General features: G+C 38.2%; 17 protein-coding genes and 3 pseudogenes. 9 read left to right on the top strand and 11 right to left on the bottom strand.

Features of this window, described 5'->3' with window-relative positions; all coding sequences use genetic code 11:
- The first annotated feature begins 43 nt into the window (after positions 1-43).
- From CIK86_RS18570 to CIK86_RS18550, 5 genes and pseudogenes are all read left to right on the top strand, one after another.
- Entirely contained in the window at positions 44-1,003 is a 960-nt protein-coding gene (locus CIK86_RS18570) for an iron chelate uptake ABC transporter family permease subunit (RefSeq protein ID WP_086996297.1), read from the top strand.
- Complete coding sequence (locus CIK86_RS18565) at positions 1,000-1,944, top strand: iron chelate uptake ABC transporter family permease subunit (RefSeq protein WP_086996294.1); 945 nt, start codon at positions 1,000-1,002, stop codon at positions 1,942-1,944. Before CIK86_RS18570 ends, CIK86_RS18565 begins: the two co-directional genes overlap by 4 nt.
- Positions 1,941-2,720 (top strand): ATP-binding cassette domain-containing protein, encoded by a 780-nt coding sequence (locus CIK86_RS18560; RefSeq protein ID WP_086996291.1) that lies wholly within the window; start codon positions 1,941-1,943, stop codon positions 2,718-2,720. The genes CIK86_RS18565 and CIK86_RS18560 overlap by 4 nt, the downstream gene beginning before the upstream one ends.
- Positions 2,717-3,688: a siderophore ABC transporter substrate-binding protein gene (locus tag CIK86_RS18555; RefSeq protein ID WP_086996288.1), complete on the top strand. Its 972-nt coding sequence runs from the start codon at positions 2,717-2,719 to the stop codon at positions 3,686-3,688. The genes CIK86_RS18560 and CIK86_RS18555 overlap by 4 nt, the downstream gene beginning before the upstream one ends.
- Before the next feature lie 45 nt (positions 3,689-3,733).
- Positions 3,734-3,961 (top strand): annotated as a pseudogene (locus CIK86_RS18550) (transposase); the annotation flags it as partial.
- 210 nt (positions 3,962-4,171) lie between these two features.
- On the opposite strand, the gene CIK86_RS18545 reads toward CIK86_RS18550, so the two are convergent.
- Positions 4,172-4,942, bottom strand: coding sequence for a transposase (locus CIK86_RS18545; RefSeq protein ID WP_257010488.1), 771 nt, complete (start codon positions 4,940-4,942; stop codon positions 4,172-4,174).
- A 57-nt stretch (positions 4,943-4,999) separates the two neighbouring features.
- Between CIK86_RS18545 and istA the strand changes: the two genes are divergently transcribed.
- Both istA and istB read left to right on the top strand, forming a co-directional pair.
- Positions 5,000-6,034, top strand: a complete 1,035-nt coding sequence (gene istA / locus CIK86_RS18540) for an IS21 family transposase (protein ID WP_096317110.1) — start codon at positions 5,000-5,002, stop codon at positions 6,032-6,034.
- Positions 6,031-6,800, top strand: a pseudogene (istB, locus tag CIK86_RS18535) (IS21-like element helper ATPase IstB). Before istA ends, istB begins: the two are co-directional and overlap by 4 nt.
- Here the strand turns inward: istB and CIK86_RS18530 are convergent.
- The 8 genes and pseudogenes from CIK86_RS18530 to CIK86_RS18505 form a co-directional block, all read right to left on the bottom strand.
- Positions 6,777-7,217: a helix-turn-helix domain-containing protein gene (locus CIK86_RS18530; RefSeq protein WP_257010487.1), complete on the bottom strand. Its 441-nt coding sequence runs from the start codon at positions 7,215-7,217 to the stop codon at positions 6,777-6,779. The pseudogene istB and the gene CIK86_RS18530 overlap by 24 nt on opposite strands.
- 418 nt (positions 7,218-7,635) lie before the next feature.
- Positions 7,636-7,800, bottom strand: a complete 165-nt coding sequence (locus tag CIK86_RS19270) for a hypothetical protein (RefSeq protein ID WP_157696016.1) — start codon at positions 7,798-7,800, stop codon at positions 7,636-7,638.
- A 1-nt stretch (position 7,801) separates the two neighbouring features.
- A complete protein-coding gene (locus tag CIK86_RS18520) occupies positions 7,802-8,290 on the bottom strand; it encodes a hypothetical protein (protein WP_086998892.1) in 489 nt (162 codons plus the stop codon).
- Positions 8,291-9,436: 1,146 nt separating this feature from the next.
- Positions 9,437-9,946, bottom strand: a complete 510-nt coding sequence (locus CIK86_RS19470; RefSeq protein WP_257010486.1) for a transposase — start codon at positions 9,944-9,946, stop codon at positions 9,437-9,439.
- Between the two features lie 10 nt (positions 9,947-9,956).
- Positions 9,957-10,316, bottom strand: a pseudogene (locus CIK86_RS19465) (transposase); the annotation flags it as partial.
- 11 nt (positions 10,317-10,327) lie between these two features.
- On the bottom strand, positions 10,328-10,570 hold the full coding sequence (locus CIK86_RS19460) for a hypothetical protein (RefSeq protein ID WP_257010485.1): 243 nt from the start codon (positions 10,568-10,570) through the stop codon (positions 10,328-10,330).
- Entirely contained in the window at positions 10,557-10,931 is a 375-nt protein-coding gene (locus CIK86_RS19455; protein ID WP_254910767.1) for a hypothetical protein, read from the bottom strand. The genes CIK86_RS19460 and CIK86_RS19455 overlap by 14 nt, the downstream gene beginning before the upstream one ends.
- A gap of 407 nt (positions 10,932-11,338) precedes the next feature.
- Positions 11,339-11,644 carry a hypothetical protein gene (locus tag CIK86_RS18505; protein ID WP_086998895.1) on the bottom strand — a complete coding sequence of 102 codons (306 nt, stop codon included), beginning with the start codon at positions 11,642-11,644 and terminating at the stop codon, positions 11,339-11,341.
- Between the two features lie 94 nt (positions 11,645-11,738).
- Between CIK86_RS18505 and CIK86_RS18500 the strand changes: the two genes are divergently transcribed.
- Positions 11,739-11,999 (top strand): helix-turn-helix domain-containing protein, encoded by a 261-nt coding sequence (locus CIK86_RS18500; RefSeq protein WP_086998905.1) that lies wholly within the window; start codon positions 11,739-11,741, stop codon positions 11,997-11,999.
- A 372-nt stretch (positions 12,000-12,371) separates the two neighbouring features.
- Here the strand turns inward: CIK86_RS18500 and CIK86_RS18495 are convergent, their stop codons facing one another.
- Positions 12,372-13,454: a ParB family protein gene (locus CIK86_RS18495; protein WP_086998898.1), complete on the bottom strand. Its 1,083-nt coding sequence runs from the start codon at positions 13,452-13,454 to the stop codon at positions 12,372-12,374.
- 4 nt (positions 13,455-13,458) lie between these two features.
- The gene (locus CIK86_RS18490; RefSeq protein WP_086998901.1) at positions 13,459-14,664 is read right to left on the bottom strand and encodes a ParA family protein; all 1,206 of its coding nucleotides are present in this window, start codon (positions 14,662-14,664) and stop codon (positions 13,459-13,461) included.
- Between the two features lie 351 nt (positions 14,665-15,015).
- Between CIK86_RS18490 and CIK86_RS18485 the strand changes: the two genes are divergently transcribed.
- Positions 15,016-16,089: a replication initiation protein gene (locus tag CIK86_RS18485; RefSeq protein WP_086998909.1), complete on the top strand. Its 1,074-nt coding sequence runs from the start codon at positions 15,016-15,018 to the stop codon at positions 16,087-16,089.
- Positions 16,090-16,405: the final 316 nt, after the last annotated feature.

The raw sequence follows: 16,405 nt of genomic DNA, 5'->3' as shown, positions 1-16,405 counted from the left end.
GACCAATGTAACCAGTTGAGTAGTGACAGTTAAAAGACAAAATATGACAGTTAAATCACAGTTACTCTTTTTAATATTAATTACTCTAATATTTGCTTTCAGCTCGCTTTTTTTAGGGGTTGCAGAAGTTCCATTACAAGCACTTACCAATGGCTCTCAAGATGCTTGGTTTACAGTTCTAACAAGCCGTATTCCTCGGTTGTTTTCTTTAATTCTAGCCGGTGCTGGATTGGCCGTATGTGGTGTGATTTTACAGCAAGTAGTACAAAACAAATTTGCGGAACCTGCCACAACAGGCGGGTTAGATGCAGCTAAGCTTGGCGTACTTATTGCCGTTATTCAGTGGCCGGAGTTTGGTATACAAGGAAAAGCGCTAAGCGCTTTACTCTTTTGTTTATTAACCAGCTCGGTTTTTGTGCTTTTTTTACGTCAAATACGTATAAAAAGCACTATATTAGTACCTGTAATAGGTTTGATGTATGGCAGTGTCCTAAGCGCTATCGCTAATTTCTACGCTTATCAAAATAATTTAATGCAAAACATGCAGGCTTGGTTGTTAGGGGATTTTTCTAAAGTGATTCAAGGCAACTATGAAGTACTCTATTTCATTTTACCGATAGTCATTATTGCTTACGTTTTTGCACAGCGTTTTAGTATTATAGGCATGGGTGAAAGTGTTGCCACTAGCTTAGGACTTAATTATTTTGTAATGATGAGTATCGCATTATTCATCGTTTCTTTATGTGTTGCGACCATTATGGTAACGGTCGGAAGTTTGCCTTTTGTTGGCCTTGTTATTCCTAACTTAGTTGCTATACGTTATGGCGATAATATCCAAAAAACACTGCCTTTATCTGCATTATTCGGTGCTTTATTTTTGATCATATGTGACATTATCGGGCGCTTAATAATTTATCCTTTTGAAATACCTATCGGCCTAACTTCAGGGTGTATAGGTGGTTTACTGTTTCTATTAATTTTAAAGAAAGTAAAACAGCAATGAAGCCTCTTAATATCAGTGTGTACGCCTGTATTTTCACTTTGTTGATGCTTTTTTTATTTTGGGATTCAGGTTTTGATTTTCAATATGTGATCCCGAATCGTTTAATACGCTTAGGAGCTATTATTGTCGGCGGTGTTTGCGTTGCTTTTGCGGCGATTTGTTTTCAGACAATCACAGAAAACCGGATTATTACTCCTGCAGTAATGGGGTACGAAGCGATTTACTTGTTATTTCAATCATCACTTATTTTAGTTTTAGGGGCTGCGAGTCAAATCGTTGTAAGTAAAAATATAAACTTTTTTTTATCAATTTTGGTGATGATAACTTACTCATTTATATTACAACATTGGCTGCTTAAAAGTACCCGTAAGCAAGTGTTCCACTTACTTTTAGTTGGGTTGGTAGTAACAATTGTGTTGAGTAGTTTTACCCAGTTGATTCAATTTAGTGTCAGTCCTGGTGAGTTTGCAATTTTTCAAAGCTATAGCGAGGCCACTTTTAATCGTGTGGATATTACTCAGTTGAGCATCGCAGCTGGCTTAACAGTCCTAGTATGTATTGCTTTAGTAAAGCAACATAAATATTTTGATATTTTGTCTTTAGGTCGTGAGCAAGCAATCTCATTAGGCATTGATTTTCGACACTTTTTAAAATTAAATTTAGCTCTAATTGCAGTTTTAGTTGCGATTTCAACAAGCCTTTTAGGCCCTACTGCTTTTATGGGCGTATTTGTAGCAAATTTAGCCTATTCCTGTGCAAAAAAAGCCCGTCATTTAAGAATTTTATTCATGGGGGCAGTTATCGCTATCACATCCTTTTTAGTCGCCCAATTACTGGTAGAACATATTTTTAATTATCGTATCACGGTCAGTATTTTAGTTAATTTGATCTGCGCTATTTACTTTTTTGTCATTATTATTCGTCCTCGGAGTTCTTTATGATCTCAGTAAAAAATTTATATAAAACGTATCAAGATAAAGTCGTACTGAATGATATTAATATTGATTTTCCTGTACATAAAGTGAGTTCCTTGATTGGTCCAAATGGTGCTGGGAAAAGCACTCTATTAATGACGATAGGCCGACTGTTAGCACAAACATCGGGAGGTATAGAGCTAAATAATAAAAATATTTGCACAACACCTTTACGCCAGTATGCGTTGCAAGTCGCAACATTGAGGCAAACGCCCCATTTTGATTTGAAAATAAAGGTACGAGAACTTGTCGCGTTTGGTCGGTTTCCTCATAACCGAGGTGCGCTTACGAAACTAGATGAACGGGTTATCGATGAAGCATTGGATTTTCTATCTTTAACTTCTCTTAGAAATGCCTATATAGATGAGTTAAGTGGTGGGCAGCGGCAAATGGCCTTTTTAGCGATGACAATTGCCCAACAAACACCGTATTTATTACTTGATGAACCACTCAATAATTTAGATATGAAACATGGCGCGCACATTATGAACGCATTAAGGCGGCTATGTGACGAACAACAACGAACAATAGTTTTAGTCGTACATGATATTAATTTTGCAGCGAACTATTCAGATCATTTAGTCGCCATGAAAAACGGCAAAATTCACAGCTGTGGCTCTATAAATCATGTTATTACTGAAGATAATTTACGCGACTTATATGAACTTAATATAGAGGTTTTGCAGAGCAAAACAGGGACTATTTGTAATTACTTTAATTTAACAACAGAGCAAAGTCGATGACCCTACAAATAAATCAATTACTTTTATTAATATTATTTATAATTCTCAGTGGATGTGATCCAGTTACTGAAAACAATAAGCAGGTTATAGAGCAAGACCGCCAATTTGAAGCAATTAAAATTACCCATAGTTTAGGAACGAGCGTAATTAATTCGATACCTAAAAAGGTTATTGCTTTAGATATGAATGAAGTTGATACTTTAGCGCAATTACATATCCCAATAGCAGGTATGCCAAAAGACTTTGTTCCTCATTTTTTAGCTAATTTTGAAAAAGACCCGGACATTCAAGATTTAGGCGCAATTGTGCAGCCTAACTTAGAGCGAATCTATGCACTCAAACCTGATTTAATCTTAATTTCATCATTACAAGCAAACCATTACCAAGCACTCTCTAAATTAGCACCGACCTTGTATTCAGAGGTTAACTATATGCAAAGTAGTGATGACCAAATTAAAAAAATTGAAGAGCATATACTCTCTGTGGGGAAGATCTTTAACAAACAAGTTAGAGCGAATCAGGTTGTTGATAAATTAGAAGTCAAAATACAAAGCACACGAACGAAAATTGAAAACCGTTCTGAAACTGCAATGATAATCCTGCACAACAATGGTGCATTACGGTTTTTTGGCCCACAATCACGCTATGGATTTATTTATAGTGCACTAGGTATGAAGTCTGCAAGCCCTTCCGTTGAAGCGGGTTCCCATGGACAACCTATTTCCCATGAGTTTATTTATAAATATGATCCTGACATTATTTACGTCATTGATAGAACGGCCGTTATGGAGGGTAAATCAACAATAAGTTATCAGAATTTAGATAACCCATTACTACGTAAAACGAAAGCCTGGAAAAATAAGCATATTCATGTTGTTGATCCAGAAGCTTGGTATGTTACGGGAGCAAGTTACTCTGCTTTAATGATTATGATGACAGATATCTTAGTCGGCTATGATGCTGTTTAAAAAGATTTCTTAATTTTACGTGCGTAAATACGGTGCTGTGTAGTGGTACGAAAAGCCATTTAAACAACGAATGCCATTGAATCACTCAACAGCGTTATTCGCCGAGCGATTAAAAACCGTAAGCTGTTTCCAAATGACGATTCTGCAAGAAAAATGATTTATTTGGCAATAAAAGAGGCATCGAAAAAATGGACGATGCCAATTCGAGACTGGCGTAATGCAATGAGTCGTTTTATCATTGAATTTGAGGAACACCTCAGTAAACATATTTAAAGTCTAAAAACGGGTAGTTACACAGAACCCGTTACAGGCTCCAAAAATATCTCTAACCCACGTTGTTCAACAACCTGACTATCAATAGAGTCATTCAGCAACTAATTGACATCCTCCCCCACCTCGCTTCGCGCCCGACAAGTCGGGAAAGGAGGGGGATTCCTGTTTCATAGCGTATCGCTTTAAATTCAAAAGAATCTAAAGTCTTATTTACGCTCCACAGGCTAACACTGTCTGCCCGACAGCTTTAATATTCAGTGCCGCATTTATGTCGCGGTCTAGCTCGCTAGAGCATTGAGGACACGACCATTTGCGGATATGTAACGGCAAGGGATCGACAACGTAACCGCAGCAATTACAGCGTTTAGAGCTTGGATACCACTTATCAATCTTAACTACAGTTCGACCGTACCACTCAGCTTTGTAGGTAAGTTGGCGCACGAACTCGCCCCAGTTGGCATCGCTAATTGCTTTAGCAAGTTTTCGATTCTTGACCATGTTTTTTACGCTCAGACTTTCACAGCTAATCACTTGATTATCGTTTATCAATTGGGAAGTCAGTTTGTGGGTGAAGTCGTGACGACAATCAGCAATCTTTGCTTGAACGCGAGCGACTTTCTTTCTGGCTTTGTGGAAGTTAGAAGAACCTTTCTTCTTCTTCGATAGCACACGTTGAGTCTTAGCTAGTTTACTAGCGTAACGCTTGGTGTGACGGGGATTTCCAGACTTGAAACCGTTGGAGGCAATAACAAGGTCAGTCAAACCTAAATCAATACCGACTGTATTTTTACTAATCGATAGTGGTTTTGGCTCGAAGCGACACAGACAAGATACAAAGTAGCGACCCGCACTGTCTTTGCTAATTGTAATGGTGGTTGGTTCGCTAGGCAGCTCTCGCGACCAACGAACATTTATAGGTTGCTTAGATTTAGCCATGAACAACTGACCATCAGTGTTACCAGCAATGCAAAAATGATCCACTTCAACAATTGAAATCTGATCCAGTTAACTTAACACTGGTGCTTTTCGGTAAGCACCATGATTTCAAAAGAAGAGTTCATGAAAATAAAAGTCTTAGCCATGCAAGGCATGTCTCAACGAGCCATTGCTAAACAGTTAGGCATATCGCGTAACACCGTTAAAAAATACCTTCAAGGTGATTTTGACGAGCCGCATTATGCTACTCGTAAAACGGGTATTTCAAAATTAGAGGCCTTTAAACCGTATTTGCATTCTCGGTTAGCTAAAGCTGCTCCAATACACTTATCAGCCGTTGTTTTGCTGAGAGAAATTAAAGAGCAAGGCTATACCGGAGAAATATCGTTACTACGTCAATACCTGCATCAATATCGAGGTAGCGTTGAACCCCAACCCATTATTCGCTTTGAAACAGAAGCAGGTAAACAAATGCAAGTTGATTGGGGTCAAATGCGCGGAGGAAAGTCACCTCTGCATGCCTTTGTCGCTGTTTTAGGCTATAGCCGTGCATTGTTTGTCGCGATTACTGACAACATGCGCTATGAAACGCTCGAAGCATGTCATCGCCAAGCCTTTGAGTATTTTCAAGGCATTCCACAGCAAATATGGTATGACAATATGAAAACCGTTGTAATAGAGCGTGATGCTTACGGTGAGGGTAAGCACCGCTTTAATCAGCACTTTTACCAATTTAGTAAAGAAATGGGGTTCATTCCAAAGCTATGTAAACCCTACCGCCCGCAAACAAAAGGTAAAGTAGAGCGAATGGTACGCTATGTGCGCGATAACTTTTATCAGCCATTGGCCACTAAATTATCTGCCCTTGAACTTACTTTGGACGTTGAAACTGCCAATGTTGAAGTCATTAACTGGTTAAATACGGTTGCTAACCAGCGCATTCACGACACAATAAAAGTAAAACCCGCAGATAGATTAAAAGAAGAGCAAACATACCTGCAATCTTTACCCCCGCTCCAACCTGTTGCACCACCACAGCCGGCAGAAGTGAGCATGCCTTTATTTGATATGTCCTTTGAAACTCAACCGTTACATCATGATTTAAACATTTACGCGCAGTTTTCGGAGGCTTTATGAACTTACAATTAGCACGTTTGCATGAGCTAACAGAGGAGCTTCAACTCGCTGGTGTTGAAACGAACGCGACAGCGCTAGCACAGCAAGCAGCAAAAGAAGAATGGGATTATTTACAGTTTCTAGAGCGCATACTGCAAAGCGAGCAGAAGCACCGGCATCAACGTAAACAGGTTATGTTTACACGTATGGCTGGGTTTCCGTCATTAAAATCGCTCGAGGAGTTTGACTTTACGTTTGCCACTGGTGTGCCCAAAAAACAGGTTAACGAGCTTGCCACACTCTCGTTTATTGAACGAAAAGAAAACATTGTTCTGCTCGGGCCATCTGGTGTAGGCAAAACACATATTGCTAGTGCGCTAGGTTACAAGGCAGTGCAAGCAGGCTTGAAAACCCGCTTTATTAGCGCGTCTGATTTAATATTACAATTAACCACCGCTCAACGACAAGATAAGTATAAACAAGTGATGCAGCGGTCAGTGTTGGCACCCAGGCTACTAATAATTGATGAAATAGGTTATTTACCGTTTAGTGCTCAAGAATCCAAGTTATTATTTGACGTCATTGCAAAGCGTTATGAAAAAGGAGCAATAATACTCACAAGTAATCTCCCATTTGGACAATGGGGAAGCATTTTTGCGAATGATACAGCGTTAACATCAGCGATGTTAGATAGAATTTTACACCACACATTGTTCAAATTAAGGGAGAAAGTTATAGAATCAAAGAAAAGAAACAAGCAGGGTTAATGGAAAACCTTAATAAATAGTGGATCATTATTCAAATGGTGGAGTGGATCACTTTTCGGTTGTTGTTGACAATCAGTATATCTGAATGCTGCTTTGGTTAGTTGTGCGCTTTGTTTCGAGCGCTTCTTTTTGAAAGTTGGGTATTTAGCTCGACCCTCAAAGAAGTTCTTAAAAGCAGTTTGTTGGTTTCTGATTGCTTGCTGCAAAGGAACGCTAGAAACATCATTAAGCCAAGGGAACTCAGGGTTTTTCTTGAGTTCAGTTAGATAGCTTGATGCTTTGCTGTAGTTAATCTTGATTTGCTCATTGTAGTAAGCATCAGTACGCCAACGAAGAATAGAGTTGTAAACAAAACGCGTACAGCCAAACGTCTGTTCAAGTAAGGTTACTTGCTCAGGTGTTGGGTAGAACCGTTGTTTAACCGCTATCTCTTTCATACCTTACAAGATACACAGTGCTTTTGTAAGGTTCAAGCTCTATTGTTAGCGCGTTGCGCTAAAACCTTACATTGTTTTAACTAGAAAGAGCTAAAGGACGGAGTTTTTCGGCTCAAATGATAAAAACTCAACATATCGCCCATCAGTTCTGTTGTACTTGCTACTCACTTGAACACCTCTTTAGTTGACACATCTTGTATGTGAGCTTTTATAGTGAATGTCTTAATATCTATAATCTGAACTTCGTTACTGTAATTTATTTTTAAATCTTGGATTAGCTTGCTTATGCGAACACCGTTTATATTGGATTTATTAGAATCGCTCGCTTGAGCTAGGTCTTTAAGGTTGATGTTTATGTATTCACGATTACCATGCACTTTAAATTTGTGAGCTAGTAGAGTTTCGCCAAGGCTGCCCTTTACGCTGGTGGTTGATTTAAAAAAGAATGAGTGTGATCAGTCTTGTACTTGATAGTGGTAGTGATGGTTTTCATTCTACCTGAATGCTTAGTAACTGCTCTTTGTTGGGCTTGAGTCTTTATTTCAGGTGTTAACGATTTTGCTTTTTGTGTTTTATTCGTCATTTTATAACTCCGTTGTTGCTTTAGTATTTAATTTATTTAACAGCTTTAAGCTTTGGTGAATGCTATTAATCAAGGTTATTACTGGTTCTGCTTCACTTAGAAACCTATCAATCTGTTCTACTTCCCAGCTCACTGCTTCTTTAGTTAATTTGAAACGGCTGGTGGTGCCATCTTTATTGCGCTTAATTTCTTTAGCATAACGAAGGGTCTGCTTATCTTGCTTGGCCGCATTGAGGCGCGCCCAGCTGTTTTCGTAAATTCGCCATCTTAAAATTATTCGATCATGTGCCTTGGTAGCGTATACACGAATACTTGGAGCCACTGCGCCTACGCGGGCAACTGAGTCTGGATTGCCGCTTTGAGATATAATGTTCCTATTGGTATCTCGCCATGTAACCCAGTATTCATCAACCAGTGATTCAAGTTGTGAAGCTAGCTCATCCTTTTTAGAAGTTAAATATTCAATAATTTCCAAAACGTCGTTATTCATTGATTAGGCCTCTTGTATCTACAATTTTTCTATTTTCACTCACGAGCTTCAAAGATTGAAAAAATACAGAGGGTCAAAATGCATGTTGTAACTTTCTACCACCTACCGGTGAGTTTTTAATATGCCCAAAAATCTAATTGGGGGCGCTTTGTGAAAACTGCCCCTTATAGGTGAGTACCGCCAAACTGCCCCCAATTAATAGGGGAGATTTTCTTAGTTAATGTTTTGTTGTTTTGAACGTAACTACGGGATATTAGATTAGTAATCTAAAACGCCCCTATAGGGGCGCTAATTTAATTTAGAACCAATTAATTGGGGGCAGTTTTCAATTTTAATTAAGTGTGTTCTAAAATAGCGCCCCTAAAGGGGCGGGAAAGTTTATTCGCCCCATTAATTGGGGGCAGCTTTGTATAATGTGTTTCATGTGAGCTTTAGATTTGTAGCGGAGTTAAGGGGCTGGATGTGCTTAAGTATTAGGATAACAAGCACCTATTTGGGCGTGAATTATACGCCCCATTAATTGGGGGCAGTTTATTTTTTAGCTGTGTTTATCGAACGTCCTATTAGGGGCACTTTCATAAAGGCCCACTTATTAATTAGAGCTATTGATAAGTGTAATACTTAATAAGTTTGAGTAAGCTGAAATTAAAACGCTTCCCCACACTTCAATTTAGTACATCAATTACTTTCAATCACCAGACTAGGTACTGCCAGCTTTAATGCAAACAATTCTGCGTATTTACCGAAAACCGACCGATTAATGTCACTTTTAGACCCTTTACTGCCGTGTGCATGCTGCTACGTATTGGCTTACCATTTTCAGGCCTTTTTGTATCACTTTTTAGCTCCGAGTGATTGAGTTGAAAGTTAATTTTAGATGTGTGTAGTTTTATGTCATTTTCATGTCACTTTTGAGCCTTTATATTTCTTGTATGCGAAACATGCTGATTGAAACTTTACAAGTATGATTTTGGGTTTCCCTAAAATTTTCTGCTTTAAAAACTGAAGTGTATTATTTGCGTGAACTATAAATTTAGGAGTATTCAAATGGCTAAGAAGATCATACGAGCCGCTGAGGTTGGATTCGGAACTGTAAGCTTTACAGTCTCAGGAGACGATAAGTAAGCGCGCATTTAAGCAGTGCGCTTAGCTATAATCAAAGTCTAGCTGCACATTCCACGGCATTAAGTCGGTAAAGTCATCATCACCCACATCTCTGCTCGGCAACGTTTTAAATAAATGCAGAAAGTAGTAATAAGTGTTGATGTCATTGGCGCGGCAGGTCATCACAATACTATAAAGTATCGCGCTGGCCTGAGCACCATTAACCGATTTTGAGAATAACCAGTTTTTTCTACCGGTAGTAAACGGCCGGATATCTCGCTCGGTAATATTATTATCAATGCCTAAATGGCAATCTTCAACGTATCTAATAAGTTTATGCCACTGGTTGAGATTGTATTTTATCGCTTTGCCAATATAACTTCCCGCAGTGACTTTATCACTGGCTTCATCAAGCCATGCTTTGAATTGTAATAATATCGGTAAGGCTTTTTCTTGACGCAGTTGATACCGCGCTTGAGGAGATAACTTTTTTTTTAGCGTGGGTTTCCAGTTTATATAATTGGCTGATAAAGCTAATGGCTTTATGAGCACGACCTTTGTTTTTTGATTCTGCTTTTAAAGCTTCGTCATATTTACGTCTAGCGTGTGCCCAACAGCCCACAGGAATAATGCCTTCAATACCGTCATAAACACTATAACCATCGCATTGTAAATACCCTTGATAACCCGCGAGAAATTCTTCTGCGCAAGCGCGGCTGCGACCCGCCTGATAGTCGTAAATAACCACAGGCTCATCGCTGGCTTCATTGCTGCGATAAACCCACATGTAAGAATTGCTGCTAGGGTTTTCACCTTCATCTAACACTTGTGTACGGGTTTCATCAGCACACAAGCTATGCTCACCAAGCAAGTGGCGCTGCATAGCTGCTACTAATGGCTTGATAAGCAGACCCGCTTTAATGCACCAATTAGCTAACGTTCCGCGAGATAGCTCAAGACCGCCACGACCCAGCGACCCAGTATGTCAACTAAACGATAAAGCGGTAAGGCATCACAGTATTTGCCCGTAACAACCGCCGCTAACGCTTCTGGACTCGCAATGCTGCCAGGAATAGGCTGCTTGGGTTTAGGCGCGGTGATTATTTTACTGGTCAGTTGTTCGTGCTCGCAATGTCTGCAAGCATATTTAAATTGCTTGTGCTTAATGACACTCACTTTCGCCGGAATAATCTTCACTACCGCAATGGTGCAGTTGTTCACCACAGCATGGGCAATCAAGTACCATTAACCTGTGCTCAACTTCTTCGCGCTCAAAATGCGCCGCTAATGTTTGCTTACCTTTTTTATGATGTTTAGGCGGCTCTGTGGATTTATGCTGCTCAGCTTCGTTGAAGGTACCTCGCGGGGCTTTTTCACTTTTCTTGCCGTATTTTTGCGATTTACTTAACTTAAGCTCAGCAAGCAAGTGGTCAATCCGCGCTTGCATTTCAACCTTATCTTCTTGTAAAGCGTCAAGCTTAGCCTGCATAAGTGCAAGCTGATTTTGGAGTTCGGTGATGAGAATAGTGTCTGGCATGTTGATAGCATGACACAGGGGAAAGATCGTTCAAGTAAAAAAAACGATCTGGTTAATTTACATCACCGATAACCCCGATAAAGCCAGGTGCCGAGTTTGATTACTGACTGGTAGCCCCGATAGTAACCATTGTAATTGGCGTTGCTCAATCCCCATAGCCGTGTGTTCATTAGTCTCTTTGGGCCATTGAAATCGCCCTTGCTCTAAACGACGATAATAAAGCCAAAAACCGTTGGTATCCCAAAATAAAATTTTTAATTTATCGCGTTGTTTATTACAAAAAACGAACCATGCTTGGCTTAAAGGATCGAGTGATAGGGTATCGCTGACAATAATACTCAGGCCATTGATTGATTTTCACATGTCAGTGACCCCCGTGACCAAGTAAACTTGGTGGGTGCAAGGTTTCACAGTACGCTCAATAATTTGGCTAGTGCTTGGTGCGCTAATGTCGACTCGAAATCTAATTGGTAGCCGTTTAGTGTGGTGAGCTTAATCATTGAGGGTTGTGTAAAGGCTTGCTCATGAATAACAAAGGGGATCACCTGTTGCTTTTTAGCCGGTGGTATTTCGCTAGCAAGGCGTTTACGCCAAGCATAGAAAGTGGATGGGTTAATGTTGTTATCACGACAAAATTGAATGGTAGTTAACGCGCTAGATTCTTGCTGCTCAAAAATGTCTTTCCAGTACTTTATTTTTTGTTGTTTTTTCATAATTATCTCAGGTTAATATGCTGAGGTAATTATGCATAGGTACCATTAACATTGGTATGTGGGGTTAATTACGCGCTTACCTTCATATTGTGCTATGAGTATTCGAAGCTTTAGTCGCTATTTTAAAGCTAACCAAGGAATAAGTTTCAAACTATGGCTGAATAATTTGCGTCTAAATCGTAGCCAAGAGTTACTTGAGTCAACGGCCCTGTCTATTACCCATATATCAGAACAGGCAGGGTTTAGCTCAGAACAAATATTTCGTAAACACTTTAAGCAGCGATTTGATACAACACCTAATGCTTGGCGAAATTTGTTTAGAAGTAAAGTAGCGAGTGCCGAACCTCATATTTGAAAATGTTTTACAATTGGTACTGCTATTTATTATAAGTCTTTAATGACCGTTATGGTTACATAACGGACAGTTAAAACTCGCTACGTGCCATCGCTATGACTGCTCATGACACATAGCGGCCGAAAAACTAGCCCAGAAAACTCTAAACTTTATTATCTTGGTTTCATACTTTAGTTTAGTTTTAACTTTTTAATATCAACCCAGCAGATATATGAGCGTGAGTCAGGCTAGATACAGTTGATTTATTCAGCCTGAATAACTACAAATAAAAAACACTAAAAACCTTAAAAACAATAACTTAAAACAAAATCTCCGTTGAGGAACCTAAAAGGTATTCACTCATAAATTAGCTATGACTGAATACCTTTATTATTAAAGCGAGTCTTGCAACACTTTAGCAATAGCCTGGTCTAAAGTATCTTGTACTTCTTTTGTTAGCTGTGAAAACTCATAAGCGAATTTTCTACCTTTAACGCGCTTACGTGCATAGGTATTCTTTTTGCTAAAATTTGCAAGTGGAGTAACGATAGCCTGCTCGGTTGGCTTAGGTTTGTATGTTTTAATAGCGTCTGTAACTATTTTTAATATAGCTTCTTTATAATCGTCTTGAACTAATTCACTATTGATATTAATTATATTGCTTTCTATATCCTTTATAAATTCATTTACGTTTTCACCTAACGTTTTTTGTACTGTATTTAATACTTTGTAGTCTGAGTGTGACAATAAAGAAATATCCGGAAACAGCTCAATAATAGCACTATCGATAGAGGCAGCAGTTAGCGCCTTACTTACCTTGGCTTGGCTTAAGCCCATTTCTTCAGCTAATTCAGATTGCGTGAGTTTTTTATTATATTTTTTTTCATAAAGCTGACTTTCTAACTGACAACGCATACCAATTTCACGTAAGTTGTGCTCTTTACTAACTTGCAGCTGCTTAGCTAATGCTTTAGCGTCACCAGAGCTAATATCGTCATCTGTGACTAATATTTTAAATGAGTTAATTTTACCTGCTTCAAGCAAAAACCTAGCTCTACGCCTGGAGCCATCTAGCAGATCAATTACGCCATTAACTCTTCGGCCTATAGCTGGGTAATATTGTTGTATACATAATGAGTCTAGATCTTGAAGAGATTCTTTGGTTAGACCAGATTGATCTCGACCATTCACTTCAAATGTGACCGAAGTAAGCTCTTTAACTTGCTGATAACTTAATGTAATAGGAACAAATTGCGCTATTTTTCCTGATTTTAACTTCCAGGATACACTCTCTCCAACATTACTTATCCCTAGATGGGTTTGTAATACATCCATTAGTGATAATTTAGAACCAGTGATCTCTGCTTTTAATTGCTTTGCAAGCGACTCTATATTACTTTTCTGTCCTGACTCGATTGCATCTTGCGCTCCGACTGCATTGCCAAGTGGTGATCTTATTCCACGTTTTCTAGCCATGATTTTACTCCTGCTCCTGCTCTTGCTTACGCCATACATTTACAATATCGCGCTGTAGTTGACTTGTTACTTCATAAGCATTTTGCTGTGCCACTTGGTATGACATTTTACTTTTTGGGTACTCACTTTTAGACATATCAAACACCGTTGATAATAAAGATGATGCCTGCCTTACAGCTTCACCATTTTTAAATTCTTTAGAGTATAAATAAGGTGAAAAGCTATCATTAAGGCTATTGAGTAACTCCGTTGTTGTTGAACTGTCTTTATGATTTGTAATAAGTATTTTCATGAAGTCATACCCCTGATGCTTCGCATTATTCAATAATCCCCAGACTTGCGGTATATATGAAAAATAAGAACACGTTGCATCTATGTCATTTTCTGTAATTGATAGTGGGAAAAGTACACTGGTTGCGGCGTAGTAAGCGTTATACGTTGCATAGCCTAATGATGGAGGGGTATCTATTATGATAATATCGAATTCATCTTCAACTTCATTTAAAATCTTACTCAAAATAGAGTAGGGCGAACTTAGAGACTTATTAAATACGCCTTCATGAAACCACCCCTCAATACCACGATCTGATTGTGAGGCAGGTAAAATACGGAGGTTTGGAATTGTAGTAGGTAAAAAGGCACTTGAAATAGCTTCTTTTTTAGTTTCATTTTCGTCTAATTCATAGTTTCCCATGATCAGATCGCCTACAGATAAACAACCTTCTTGTGCTGATTCAGGGGCGTAATACATTGATAGTGTAGCTTGTCCATCCATATCAATAAGGCCTACGCGATACTCTTGATGAAACTCAGTAGCTAGTCCTGAACCTATTGTTGCACTTGACACTGTTTTACCAACACCACCTTTTTGATTCTGAATCACTATAATCTGTGCTTTCTGCTTATCACTACGTTTGAACTTAGGTTCTTTACGTAATTCAACAGAGAGCGAATCTCTTACTTTATAAATTTCTTCGATGTCAATTGACCACTGTGCATCTTCGTGTCTACGTGGGTCAATACCCAGTGAAGCGCAATACCTATCTAAAGTTTTTACATCAATATCTAAATATATAGATGCTTCAGCTCGCGTAAAACTTCTAAGCTCCTTACGATGATTTACTAAAAGCCTCTGATTGCGTCTTTTTATATAGCGATCAGCGCCTTCCTTTAAATCTTGAAAAATGTGAGTAGTCTTTTCAATGGTCATAGATGAATCCCTTTTTATTTAAAACAAGTGTATCCCTTGTTTTTTGAGTTGTCCATGTATTTTAGAGGTATTTGATTTTTTGTTTTAGTTTTATAATTTGAGTTATTCACATTGAATAATTACCAAAAAAGAAGCCGTAGGTGTTGGCAAATAGGGATTGTAGGTAAAATACAACTTGAGGAATATTTTTATCGTTATTTTAAAAAATGACTATTGAAATACAAGCTCCCCTCATCATCGAAATATAAGCTAATTAGAGAGTATATTTTAATGTCTAATATGTGTAATCTAGTAAAAACACCAAGAATATGTCATCAACTAGCAAATACAGTCTCGACATTGGAAGAAGAAATGAGCATCGATGAGAAAAAGAAAGTAGTTTCAAGGGATTCTCTTCCTAAACACATAAAAAAGAGCCATCAGATAGTATTTAGTCGCCAAGATTTATCTGCCCGTGAAGCAGATATATTTGCACTCATGATTGCAACTATGAAAGAAAGTGATTGGGTTGGAACAACCCCTAAATACGAGTTTTCAGCATCTCAGCTCTCCAATTGGCTCAATATAGCGCCAAAACATATAGCGACATACCTTAACCCTGTAGCTATGCGGCTATCACGATATAGCGTTGGTATAAAAACTGAAGATGGTAATGGTGAAATTGAATTTGACTATAAACCAATATTTAAAAATATAAGCTATAAAAACCGCACATTTACAATGATACCTAATGATCTTCTGAAGTCTGAGTTTATAGAGTATAAGCAAGGATTTGCGCTGATCAATACCACAAGCTTTTTATGCATAAAACAGGAATACGCAAAGCGACTCTATGAAATACTTAGTAGGTTTAAAGAGCCCGGCTACGAAATGCACTTGATTAAGCTTGATGAACTAAAAGGTTTATTTGGTCTATATGATGAAAAAGGGAATTTAAAATCAGATAAATTATCTTTTAAAAATAATGGGGTTTTTATGCAGAGATGCATTAGAAGCAGCATTGATATTCTCAAGGCCAATCCGACAACAAATAAAGAGCTATTATTTTATGAAAGTGCTAATGGTGAAGTTGGCTACGAATTAAAAAAACAAGGCAACAAAATCATAGCTATCAAATTCCTTATGAGTTGGATAACAAAAGGCAATATTGAGGAATTTAATGAACGCGATGCTATTGCAACTATTAAAAAGCTAGAGCTTAAAAGGCAGCAATTAAAGTCTGAAGGCAATGGTAAAAAATTATCAACTGCAGAACTTAAACTGTTACTTTCTGCATACAATTACACTGGTAATGAGGAGCTATCTAATAAAATAGCTACAACCTTGATTGAAAGGCGTAATAACCGCGCAGAACAAGCATCCAGCAAAGAAGAAATTGATATTGCGAATAAACTGACTATAGATAATTTAGATATTCCATATTAAAAAGCATATTACATATTTTTGGTGTTATTAAGAGTACACACCAAAAATATGTAATGTAGCTCATATAAAATATGCTCACATAGACCTATTTTTAATAACTTCCCATAAAATACGACGAATATAGCCCTACAAATAAATAAAACACCAAGAATATGTCACGTACATGCAAAGATATAACCCTCAACACCAAAAATATGTTACGTACATACAAAGATACAAGCTCTCAACACCAAAAATATGTTACGTACATACAAAGATACAAGCTCTCAACACCAAAAATATGTTACGTACATACAAAGATACAAGCTCTCAACAC

The organism is Pseudoalteromonas sp. JB197, assembly GCF_002332205.1.
Taxonomy (GTDB): domain Bacteria; phylum Pseudomonadota; class Gammaproteobacteria; order Enterobacterales; family Alteromonadaceae; genus Pseudoalteromonas; species Pseudoalteromonas nigrifaciens.
Note: the sequence above shows the minus strand (reverse complement) of the source record. Positions and strands in the feature narration are given on the sequence as shown.